Consider the following 12615-nt stretch of genomic DNA (forward strand, 5'->3'; position numbering starts at 1 on the left):
CCCGAAGCAGTTCTTGTAACGCTGTTAACAGCACAACTTAGATTATTAGTGCCATTTATTTGGATATTAGGTGGTGCTATAACAGTCAAATTAACTTGAGTTCTGGCACTTGCACAATTTCCCGAAACACATGCCACATAATAACTTGTATTGGCATTAATGATTGGAGTAATTAACGGAGAGTTCGCAGTACCTGTACTCGCTGTTGCCGAGGTGTACCACGTAACAGTTCCCGAAGTACAAGTTGCCGTGAGTGTTGCCGAACTTCCACTACAAACGTTTACGTTCTGATTAACCGTTGGAGCTATAATCTGACAATCGGCAGCACCAGAGAAATAGACATTGTAGGCAAACCCATTAGTAGATTTTGTAAGATTATTAACCGTTGGGAAGGCATTCCCGAAGGTAAATGGCGAATATTTTGTATCTGAATCAGGAACAGTGTCACCATTTTGGAAATTGGCAGCAATTGATTCTGGGTTACTGATTACATACGAAATCCAGTATGTTCCACAACTTAAATAGGTAGGAGTATTGAGTCTGAATTTATTTAAACCTTCTACTAAGAATGGTGCATTTTCTGCAGCATTACCATCCGAACTTGCCAAAAGTGTATTCGGTTCACCGTTTAGGTCAGAGTAGATAGCAAATTTTATTCTTGCATTACCTTGTACCTGAATGTCACCGTTCACTATCAAAACTTTCATCGAGTCAGCTCTGATTCCTTTTGTTAGCGTAATTTTATTGTAATACAAATTGTCTGGTGTTACATATGAGCTATTGGTATAGGGTGTACTGATTCCACCGTTACCCCTTTCTACTACCACCGGATTTGTGGCAATACGGTTACTTTCACAGATTCCGTTATTACAATTTACATAATAAGTAGTAGTGACGTTAGGAGTTTGTGACAATGATGAGCCACTTCCAATGGAGGTTCCTCCTATAGCTTGATTGTACCATGTTACAGTACCCGAAGCACAAGTAGCTGATAAGGTAACACTTGCTCCACCACAAAGTAAATTTGAACTCGTGCTAACATTCGTTGGCACGCTTGGTTGGCTACTCAGTGCTACGCTGGCAGTAGTTGTAAATAATGGACAGTTGCTCGAAACTGAGTAAGTAACCGTGTAAGTGCCTGCTGTGCTGGTGTTTGGTGTGATTTGTCCAGTACTTGGGTTGATTGATAAACCCGCAGGACTTGAACTAAATGTTCCGCCTGTAGTACCAGTTCTGCTAACATTAATTGGGGTAGAAACTCCGCAAAATGGTGAACCCGTATAGCCTATTGTAGCACTCGGAGGCGTAGAGATAGCAACACTTGTGGTAGTGGTAAATGCTGGACAGCCATTGGTTGCGGCGATGCTATAAGTAACGGTATAAGTTCCTGCCGAGCTACTGCTTGGCGTGATTAGACCACTACTCGAACTAATACTTAAACCAGCAGGAGCAGCACTAAACGTACCCCCAGCAGTGCCATTTCGATTGACACTTTTCGCCCCATCCGTACTGCAAAAACCACTGGCAGCGTATGCAATCGTGGCACTGGCAGGTGAGCTAATAGAGACAATATCACTTGCTTGAAATTGACTACACCCACCAGTAGCCGGAATGGTGTAAATAACGGTATAATTGCCAGGTGTACTCGTACTTGGCGTAATTTGTCCTGTATTAGTGTCAATGCTTAGCCCTGATGGTGAAGCAGCGTATGTTCCGCCTGCTGTACCAGTACGAATAACATTCTGAACACCAGCGGTTGTACAATATCCACTGGCGGCATAACCAATGGTTGCACTTGGTTCGGCAGTAATCGTAAGAGCGGTTGTGGTGGTATAAACTGGGCAACCACCTGATGCTGGGATTGTAAGTGTTACGGTATAAGTATTTGCGGTTGAGCTACTTGGTGTAACTCGCCCCGTACTGGAGTTTAGTGTTAAACCCGATGGACTTGATGAAAATGTGCCGCCACTTGATGGTGTTCCGTTGCGAGTAATATCGGTTGTACCCGCACTTTTACATATGGCTGCCGCTGGGTATGAAATACTGACAGTTGGGGCAGCGGTTATACTTACATTTACCGCTACAAAGCTACTCACACAAGTACCACTTTCGCAACGCACATTGTAGGTAGTAGGAGCAGTTAAGGCATCAGTAAGATAAGATGAACCAGTTGCCAATTGAGTTGTACTATTTGAGCCATACCACGTAACTGTTCCAGTTGCACAAGTAGCTGATAGCGAGGCTGTTGTATTGCTACATATCGTTGGATTTGATGTGACTGTGGGGGTGTTTGGAGTAAGGCCTTCATCTATAAAGCCATTGCAATTATTGTCGATGCCATCGCAGATTTCAGTCGCACCGGGTTTAATCGCTGCATTGTTGTCGTTACAATCTCCAGAACTCGCCAATAATTCTGTCACTACTTTATAGCCAACAGGGCGACTGCATTGGATGATGGTAGCTGCCCCAGTTTGAGCATAGCCATCGTTGTCGACATCTTTATACCAAGTTTGTTCTGGTTTTTCTAAAGTACTATTGTCATTACAATCTGTGTTGTTGGATACATAACCGCTGGGTTGGCTGCATGCTTGACTACTTACCGCTGGGTTGCCAAAACCGTCACCATCCGAATCTTGGTAATAGGTTTGTGAAGGTGTGATTGTTACTGATGTTGTAGCACTTGCAGTACAGCCAGAACTATTCGTTTGGGTAATGGTGTATGTTCCGCCTGCTGATATTGTTACATTAGAAATACTTGGATTTTGTAGTGAAGAAGTAAAACTATTTGGTCCTGTCCATGAATAAGTTGTACTTGCCGCCGATGATAAGTTAAGAGAGCTTCCACTACAAACAGGCGAATTGCTACTTGGATTAGGTACTGGCAAGGCATTTATCGAAACATTTACAGCTACAAAACTACTTTGACAAGTTCCATTTTCACATCGAACATTGTAAGTTGTTGGTGATGTTAGATTTGGCGTTACATAAGGTGAGCCTGTAAATGGAATTGCTACCGAACTGGCATTGTACCAAACTGGCGAACCAGACGTACAAGATGCTGTTAGGGAAGCCGATGTATTATTGCAAATACTTGGATTGTTTGTACCTACGGGGGCTGAAGGCACAGCACTTTCATCACCTGCTATTGTCCAGCCTTTGCCACCACTTCCTATTGGCAGTACCAAATTGGCTCTATCACCAGCCGACGCACAATATTGACGACCAAAAGCACCCATCGACCTGCCGTTAGGCCCTAAATTTCTGAAAGCCGTTAGAGTAGCGTCATAGTTGGCAGTATTCATCCCGCAATAAGAAAGAAAATTATCTAAACTTACATTGGCATTCAGATTATCTGCCCAGCCTGCTAAACTTTGATTGAAAGCTGTTGCACCATAAAACATATATCCAAGGTCAGTGACATTTGAAATATTCCAATTCGATAAATTTTGATTGAAAGGACTATCACTAAACATTCCATACATATTGGTTACATTTCCCACATTCCATCCTGAAATATCTTGATTGAATGCTCCTACTTCTCCAGCCATATTGAACATATTGTCCATGGCAATTACATTACTCGTATTCCAGCTCGTAATATTGCCATTGAAAGCATTGTTTTGATAAAACATAAAACTCATATCTGTTACTCTTATCGTATTCCATGAGTTTAAGCTTTGGTTAAAGGCATCGGCATTTCTAAACATATAGGATAGATTGATATTTACCCCACTATTGGTATTTAATACCCACGAATTTAATGGCTGATTAAAAGCAGTTGCTCCGTTAAACATATCCCCAAAATCAATCACATTGCTTACGTTCCAAGTATTTAAGGGTTGGTTATAGGCGGTTGCTCCTGAAAACATAGCAAACAAGGAGGTAATAGTACTCACATTCCAGCTATTAATATTTGTGTTCAAACTTGTACAATTATAAAACATGTAGCTAAGGTCTGTTGCTCCACTCAAATTGGGGCTGTCGCTGGCAGTTATGTTCAAATTTGCACATCCATCAAAGGCTCTAAACATAGAAGTCCAAGCTACACTACCCCATTGTTTTACATCAATTAGTCGGTTTTTGTCGGTTCCATTGTTTATGTCGATTCTTTCGAAATTTGTAGGAAAAATACTTAAATCAATCGTAGCACCAGAGGGCAAACCCGTAATTGACGCCGTTGAACCACTAAACGACCCCGAACCACTTGTACCAGCAGGTACGGTTGTCCATGTATAATTGACAGTTCCACCAGTAGCTACCCCAAAACTTAATTGCGTAGCCCCTGAACCTGCTGTAGCCAGATTCCAACGGGTGATGAAAGGTGTACCTGCTGAATTTACCACCTGTGTTACTGTATTACTTGTACTTGCGGCATATTGCGTAAGATTTCCTGCAAAAGAAGCCGTTGCAGTATGAGAACCAATAGCTAATGAAGAAACCAAAAATGTAGCAACTCCTGAGGAATTTGTTGAAGCTGTAAAATTTGAAGCACCTATCGAAAGTGAAATCACCTGACCATTTACTCCAAGTGAATTGGATGTTAGAGTAGCAGTAAATGTAACACTATTACCTTGAATAGAAGGATTTGTACCCGAACTCAAACTCAAACTTGTTGCTGCCAAACCTATACCCCGTATGGCAAATGTATAAGGGTTTTCATCAGCATCATTATTGACAATACTCACTGTAGCTGTCCTTGCTCCACTTGCCGAAGGGTCGAAAGTTACAGTAAAAGTAGTAGAACTTCCAGCACTTACCGTGGCAGGTAATGTGATTCCTCCAACGGTAAATTCACTGTTTCCTGTACTTATTGAGCTTATATTTAATGTTGCTGTACCTGCATTTTCAATGGTAAAACTTCTGACTACTGTACCCGATACTACATTTTGAGACCCAAAATCAGTATGGTCAGTAGCTGATGGTGTGGCATCGCCACTTACTATTAAGGTATTATTGCCTTTAAGATTGATTTCGGGAGTATCGGTATTGGTATATTTGGCTAAATAAGTTTCATTAGTACTTGAAACTGCCGTAATTTCATTACTTCCTGGTGCATCTGGCGTATTAAAGTTAATGGTTCCGTTAAAAGTGCCAACAGTATATATAGCATTGTTGAACATACTTATTCCAAATACCCTTGTTTGTGGCGTACTACTACTACCGGCTCTTTTGGCCCATTGAAAATCACCACTATGGGTATATTTTGCCAGTAGAGCATCTGCAGAAGAACCAGAAGACATCATTTCATTTGAACCTACAAGATGTGGTGTATTAAAATTTATAGGACCCTTAAAATATCCAGCAATAAAAACTCCTTTACTATTTGCCACCATACCCCTGCCAAAAGCAAATGTTGAAGTGGTGGCCCCACCAGCCCTTTTTGCCCAAACGAAAGTTCCATCGTTTTCATATCTCGCCACAAACATGTCAGTTATGTTCTGATTATCTACATTTTCGGGTGCTGCTTCAAGAACTGTCGAACCAAAAGTTGCAGAAGTTGTGTAATATCCTGATATGTAAACTGATGAGCCATAGGCAGCTACACCATAAATGAATGGGGAAAAATTACTTACGCTGTCAATTATTTTTGCCCACAACACTGTACCATCAGTACCGTATTTAACAAAATATCCACCATAGGCTGGTAAGCTAAACTGTCCAAAACTGATACTTCCTTGATGAGCTCCAACAACGTACACAGCATCTTCTGTTGCTTCTACGCCATTTACTCGTGTTGTACCTGAACTACTTCCTGCACCTCGTGCCCACTGAAAGTTTCCACTTAGGTCATACTGGACCAAACAAATATTTAAACCGCCTACAGCTCCATTTCCCGCCAATTCGTTGCTCCCCGTAGCACCAGGGTTATTAAAATTGATGGTTGAAGTCGACGAAAACTCCCCAACTACATATATATTGGTGCTATTTACAGAAATGGAGATAAAATCCTGAGTACTACTGCTTGCAGAGCCCGCTCTTTTAGCCCACTGAAAATTGCCAGCATCATCATATTTAGCCAGTAACATATCGGAGCCACTCCCTCCTTCTGATGATAATGTATTGCTGGAAGTTGAAGAAGGAGTATTGAAATTAGCAACATCTGTAAAATAACCACATATATAAACATAACCATTTTTAACTGCAATATCACTTGGTACGTCATCATAAATACCACCAGCCCGTTTTGCCCAGAGTACAGTGCCTGACGAATTGTACTTTACAATAAAAATATCCTCTCTTGTTGAGTTTAAACTTGTAAGGGTAAAGCTTCCAAAAGTAACGCTTCCCTGAAAATAACCAGTAACATATACATTTCCAGCATCATCCGTTGTGGTTGAGCGGACAAAAGCACTATTGGTACTGCTACCAGAGATACTTTGTCTAATAAAGTCTAATTGCTGGCCAATACTTATGTTGGTCACGAAAAACATCAAGAAAACTAAAATTGCCTGAGTTATCTTGCTTTGGTGAGTAAATTGTTTTTTCATTGGTAGAAAAATTAAAGGTTCAAAATGTGGTGATAGTCTTCAAGAAAGAGGAGAGGAGTTCTCGGAAGAAAACTCCCTCCAACCTTCAATCTTTCTACCACGAAAGGTCGGCCGACTCTTGGTCTTCTGTTTTTGGGTTAGATATTGTATAAAAACGCTTCGTTCGTCTTCTTGAAATCTTGAAGGTTTCATTGTTTTCCATTTTGATTTGTGCCGAAGCTGTTTCAAAATCTACTACGTAGTCAAGGTTAATGAGTACTGAGCGATTGGGTCTGAAAAACGGAAAGTCTTGGAGGCGTTTCTCTAAAATGCCGAGTGTGATTGATGATAGTAGCGTACTTCCATCATCCAGATGAACTTTGGTGTAGTTGATTTCAGCCTTCAGCAGGCGGATGTTCTTGGGGGCAATTTTTAGTCGCCCTCCGAGGTTAAGTAGAGGTTCGTTATTCATGGCAGAAAATTATTTATAGTAAAATAACTGCCCAAATGTACACGAGAGTGGGTATAGATAGTTAACTCAAAAATGATATTCTTTAACTCATTTACGTCAAGAAGAAAAAAAGATAGAGTGTAGCAATTTTTAAGGTAAAAACAAATCAATTAGTTGTTAGCTCAAATCCTTCAATCTTTAACGCATATCAAGCAATCGCATAAAAAAAGCCCTCAGAAGCGTTATTCTGAGGGCTTTGTTGTCTATTTTTTATATTCACTGGGCAGGACTCCAAATTTTTCTTGAAAGACCTTCGAGAAGTAAGATAAACTTTCAAACCCGACTTTAAAGGCAATTTCTGAAACCGTACCTGCTTTTTTCTGGAGTAGTTCGGCGGCCCTTTGAAGCCTAAAATCTCTGATAAACTCATTGGGTGTAGCGTTGGTAAGAGCTTTTAGTTTGCGTAAAAGTTGTGAATTACTCATGCCAAGCTCTCTGCATAGGATTTCAACACCAAAACTATTATTACTCATTTTTTCTTCAATAATGGTTTTAAGTTTTTGTAAGAACACCGTATCCGCCGAATTCACTTTCAATTCAGTAGGCTTCAAGTCAATAACGGTTCCCGTAAAATACGCTCGAAGTCGCTCTTGTTTTTCGGCCAAATTTTTAATGCGTACTTTTATTTCATCGGTATTGAAAGGCTTGATTAGGTAATCGTCGGCTCCGAGCTCAAAACTCTCAATTTTACTCTCTTTATTGGCTTTGGCCGTGAGCATCACAATAGGTATATGAGAGGTATTCTCTTGACTTTTGAGATGCTTACAAAATTCAAAACCATCCATTTCGGGCATCATCAAATCACTGATAATGATGTTTGGTATGGCTTCATTGGCTTTGCTGATACCATCTTTCCCATTGATTGCTTCAATGATTTGGTATTCTGTTTCAAAAATACTTCTGAGGTAATCACGAATGTCGGCGTTGTCATCAACAATCAATAAGATTTTATCATTCGAGGGGTCAGAAAAAGTATTATCAGCGTTTATCTTTGGAGTGTCTGTACTTGTTTTATTGATCATTGTCTCTGCTTCAACCAAGCTCTCGTTCCATTTTTCATAATTTATGGGTAATAGCACCGAAAACTTTGTTCCAACTCCTTCTTTGCTTTCAACACTGATAGTGCCATTTAGAATATTGGTCAATTCTTTAACTAGAGCCAAGCCAATGCCAGTGCCTTCAAATTTTCGGTTAGAATTACTTTCTACCTGAAAGAATCTATCAAAAATCTTTTCCAGTTTATTTGCCGATATGCCAATTCCTTCGTCTGCTACTGTAATCTCCAATTGCTTGGGCAGATACCTAACTTCAACCAACACTTTACCTTTATTTTCCGTAAACTTGATGGCATTAGAAATCAAATTGGTAATAATTTTTTCAACTTTATCCGTGTCAATTACCCCAACTACATCGTTTTTGTTCTGACTAAATTCAAATATAACTCCCTTGCTTTCGGCCAAAGAAGTAAACGAACTGATGAGGGTGCGGAAAAATTTAGAGAGGTTTAGTGTTTGGGTTTCAACCGCCATTTGCCCAGCTTCTAACTTCGAAATATCCAATAATTGATTAATCAATTCGAGGAGTCTATTGGCGTTTCGGTGAATAGTTTGGTAAACTTTTTCGCCTGGTTTCTGCTTGATTAAATCTTGTGTATTGGCTAAGATAAGCGTAAGGGGCGTGCGAAACTCATGCGAAATATTGGCAAAAAAGCTTGTTTTTAGTTGGTCGAGTTCGGTAAGGCGGGTATTTTGCTCAATATTAAACCGAAGTTTTTGTTGGGCACTTCTGAAAATGCCACCTAAGAAAATAATAAAAACAAAGATTTCACCAAAAAATAAGAAGTAGGCTATCGAATAAACCGCTTCGAGTTCTATCCAGCCCAAAAGCCTGATATAAAGCAAGGCATAGCTTATTAAACCCAATATAAATGGAATGGCATAGTACTTTTCAATAGAAATTTTCTTGAAAATACAGTAAATGTAAAGTGCCGAAAAGTAAAAGGCTGAAAAAATAATACTATAAACCCCTAATTTTAGCCAATACCATTGATAATCAATAAAGATAATAATACTCTCAAAAATAGTTAGAGCTATAATGAAAAGGGCAATTAATGTGTGGATTTTTGGAAGTTTTCCCTTAATTTGAGTAAAATAGACAAATAAGCCAGCACCGAGCGTAACGGAGTTGTAGAATACGAAGTCAATTTTAGCAACCATTTCTGGACTATCCGAAAACCACGGACCTGCAACATTGATGTATCCCCAGAAAGCAAAAGTTTTGATAACTGTATGCAACGAATACAACCTAAAAGGCCAATCTTTGATGACAAAAAATCCTAATATTACCACCAAAAAAAGCCTAAAAATGACCAAACCATTAAAAAAACTTTGGCTTGAATGGTTGTTTAGTTGGCTTTTGTAATAAGATTTTTCGGTGTGTAGTATCAGTTTGCCGTAGTGCCCTCGCTTAGAAGTTAGTTTGATGAAAATTTCTTTGCTTTCGCCTGTTTTGAGTGTAAAGTTGAATCGGGGGTCTTGATCGATTAGTGGTTTTTCTTTTTCTTTTGTCAGAATTTTTTGCTGTTGATGTATAAATTCTTTGCCAGAACTACCAGTTATATAAAAATCAAGTTGCTCAACCAAAGGATTCGACCAGACCAGCGTGAAGTTATGCTGAGAGGAGTCTGTATTTTTAAGTTGAAATTTTACCCAATAGACATTGTCAGAGTAAGGAAAAAGAAAATGGTTCTTGTTGTTTTTTTGGAAATATTTAGGTCTAACTTGCTCTAATGAGAGTGTAGCTGTAGAGTCTTTGAGAATTCCTATGGCGTCAGATAAATTTATAGGATAGGTTTTAGCAGATGTTAAAACCGATTCTTGAGCGAGGGCTAAATTTGGGATAAATAAAAATAAAATGAAACAAGAACATTTATAAAGGTTCATTCTTACAAATTGGCTATTGTATTATAAAGGGTCGAATAAATAGGTTACCAATTATAATTTACGATTTTTTTACTTTTGGTTTTCAAAGATACAAGAGTAAATGGTTTTTTCCGAGAAAAATAATCGTTAGCTCAACCTACGCATAATTAACCCCTTAACCAACTCATAGAACAAGTTAGGCTTCATGGTTCGCCAGTTATCTATTTGCAATGTGCCACCAAAGTTGATGTACGAATCAAGACGATAACGCTTGAATTCGTCCAAAATGAAATCTCTAAAACTTACGGCCGCAATCCAGCCATCCTCAATATCTTCAAACCATTCTTCGTAGTAGTCTTGTTCGCCACCATGAAATTGCAGGATGTTTTCACCAATCAAAATGTATTGATTAATGCCTTTCTCGACTAAATAATCAATAACAGTTCGCTTCAAAAACATGATGTCGTTGTGGAGTGTATCGTTCCATTCACCAAAAAGCTCAATAACGGCGTAGTGAGCAGTATAATCAACCATCAGGATTTTGCAATAAAGCGTTTCGGAGCCGATATCGTCCCAGTTTGGGTCGATGTAATAGCCATAAATGGTATTTTTGTAAGTGGTTCCGTAGGTTCGGCCATAGAAAGGCGATTTTTTATCGACCTCACTTATATAATATTTACGCCAATTGTAGGTGGGTTCGAGTTCGTGCATTGTAGATAAAATAGAGTTATCGAAGATTATTTCTTCAATAACTCTATTTCTTGTTGAAGTTTTAAGTTTTCTTTATTGAGCGAGTCAGACTTGAAGTAAAAATATAAAGCCGCTGCTAAGAATATTTTAGACAAAACAAAAACCGCAATAAATGCTGGTCGCCAATATTTGTGCACACGCAAGTGCGTATCGCTTACTTCTACCTCTAAGTATTTTACCTCTTCTTTTTGCGTGCCATTGTTGGTGTGAGGTTGCTCATTAAAATCCCATTTTTTGAGGCTTTGATCGTCATATTCTTTAATACGCTGACGCACACTCGGTGGAGGGATATTTGATGAAAAATGGGTGTTGATAACTACAGCTAAATCTTCCAAAGCTAACGAAACCTCAGGAAAGATTTTTGTGTATCTTTCTACCTCATCTTCTTGATTAGCAGATGCTAAGCCCAGTAGGTAGGTTTCCAAAATACCACTTTCGATGTATTCTCTTGGATTCACTTTTACAGCAGTTTAAGATTTACGAAAAGATTTTACATGGTGGCTAATAGCTTTCATTGTGGCTTCTTTTGATAAACCCAATTTTACAGCAATTATATCGAGCGATAGCCCTTGTTTAAAGGCTAAATCAAAAATCAAATCAGGCAATGAGTCAGTATTAACCTCCGCTAATGCCTCATTATTCGAAGCCAGGGCACTTAGTCGGTTTTTAAACTCAAGTGCTTTTATTCTTGCATTTCTGATGATACAAATGGCATCGCTAATACCCTCCTGACAATTAAGCAAAGAAGGGGAATTGAACAATTCTACGAGTACCTCTTGTGCAAGTTTTTCTTGCGGAATTATCTGCAATATCACACCATAGGCCATTGCTCCGTATTGGTCATAGAGCGAAAGGCTTGTAGTTTTTAATGATTTATCGGTTGTCCTCAGTGTATTCATTATGTTTCTTACTACCGAGTAGTGTATTTCGTCAGTACTTTTGAAAATGTATTAAAGAAACTTTCATAAGAAAACGTTTCATTTAATATTAAACGAAGTTAATCCCCAAACTGTTTTAATACAAATTATATCTTAGGAATATTTATTTTAATGCAAAGATACTAACATAATACTTTTCTCATTCGCCAAATGGCGGCTTCGAGGCGTCGCATTTGAGTGCCGAAGTTTAAGCGTATAAAACCTTTCCCATCAAAGAAAAAGCCGCCTTCTGAGATACCTACACCAGCGTTTTCGAGAACTTCGGCAATATTATCAATGCCACTTTCACGGGTATCAATCCAAGCCAAATAGGTGGCTTCGAGTGGCTGCATACTAAAGCCCGCAAAAGCGTTCATTTCTTTTAAAACGAAGTCGTGATTTTTGCGTAAATAAGCCAATAATTGCTCGTGCCATTCATCACAATCACGATAAGCCGCTAAAGCCGCCTGATAGGCATACGCCGAAGGCATTGGCTCTATAATGTATTTTAGATTGGCAAATTTCGTACGGATTTCATCATTTGGAATCACCGCAAACGAGCAACCTAAGCCCGCAATATTGAAGGTTTTACTCGGTGAAAGTAGTGTAATTGTTTGATTTTCAGCTTCTTTGCTCAATGTAGCTATCGAAATATGCTTTTTGCTTTCATCTAAAATCAAATCGCAGTGGATTTCATCGGCACAAATCACAATATTATGTTCGGCACAAATATCCGATAGCGTTTGTAGTTCTTCTTTCGTGAAAACTGTTCCCGCAGGATTATACGGATTACACAACATAAACATACGTGTGCGTGGCGTAATTGCCGCACGAATGGCATCAAAATCAAGCGTCCAACGATTATTTTCGAGCTTCATCTGTACTTTCACGAGTTTCTTCTTGGCTGCTTCGGGGGCTTTCATAAAAGGCCCGTAAACAGGCACAGTCGTAATGATTTCGTCGCCTTCGTTGCCAACTACCATGCACGAGAGCGTTAGTCCTGGAACCAGCCCCGGCAGATACACAATCCAATCTTTTTCGATTTTCCA

7 protein-coding genes are annotated in these 12615 nt (G+C 39.2%); all 7 read right to left on the bottom strand.

The genetic code is table 11. From position 1 onward, the window contains the following. Positions 1-6488 (bottom strand): BspA family leucine-rich repeat surface protein (locus ACOVO2_RS20485; protein ID WP_421771769.1); only part of this gene is annotated, 6488 nt, incomplete at its 3' end. A gap of 94 nt (positions 6489-6582) precedes the next feature. Further along, positions 6583-6939, bottom strand: a complete 357-nt coding sequence (locus ACOVO2_RS20490) for a LytR/AlgR family response regulator transcription factor (protein ID WP_421771770.1) — start codon at positions 6937-6939, stop codon at positions 6583-6585. A 242-nt stretch (positions 6940-7181) separates the two neighbouring features. Then, positions 7182-9920: an ATP-binding protein gene (locus ACOVO2_RS20495; protein ID WP_421771771.1), complete on the bottom strand. Its 2739-nt coding sequence runs from the start codon at positions 9918-9920 to the stop codon at positions 7182-7184. A gap of 126 nt (positions 9921-10046) precedes the next feature. Beyond that, positions 10047-10610, bottom strand: a complete 564-nt coding sequence (locus ACOVO2_RS20500; RefSeq protein ID WP_421771772.1) for a hypothetical protein — start codon at positions 10608-10610, stop codon at positions 10047-10049. Positions 10611-10636: 26 nt separating this feature from the next. After that, complete coding sequence (locus ACOVO2_RS20505) at positions 10637-11107, bottom strand: hypothetical protein (RefSeq protein WP_421771773.1); 471 nt, start codon at positions 11105-11107, stop codon at positions 10637-10639. 12 nt (positions 11108-11119) lie between these two features. Beyond that, positions 11120-11548, bottom strand: coding sequence for a hypothetical protein (locus ACOVO2_RS20510; RefSeq protein WP_421771774.1), 429 nt, complete (start codon positions 11546-11548; stop codon positions 11120-11122). Positions 11549-11709: 161 nt separating this feature from the next. Then, on the bottom strand, positions 11710-12615 hold a 906-nt coding region (locus ACOVO2_RS20515; protein ID WP_421771775.1), incomplete at its 5' end, for a MalY/PatB family protein.

Source organism: Emticicia sp., assembly GCF_049241225.1.
Classification (GTDB): Bacteria; Bacteroidota; Bacteroidia; order Cytophagales; family Spirosomataceae; genus Emticicia.

Bases quoted from the DNA above. Each gene is read 5' to 3' on its own strand.
- ACOVO2_RS20490 (WP_421771770.1), bottom strand. From the start codon at position 6,939: ATGAATAACGAACCTCTACTTAACCTCGGAGGGCGACTAAAAATTGCC.
- ACOVO2_RS20495 (WP_421771771.1), bottom strand. From the start codon at position 9,920: ATGAACCTTTATAAATGTTCTTGTTTCATTTTATTTTTATTTATCCCA.
- ACOVO2_RS20500 (WP_421771772.1), bottom strand. From the start codon at position 10,610: ATGCACGAACTCGAACCCACCTACAATTGGCGTAAATATTATATAAGT.
- ACOVO2_RS20510 (WP_421771774.1), bottom strand. From the start codon at position 11,548: ATGAATACACTGAGGACAACCGATAAATCATTAAAAACTACAAGCCTT.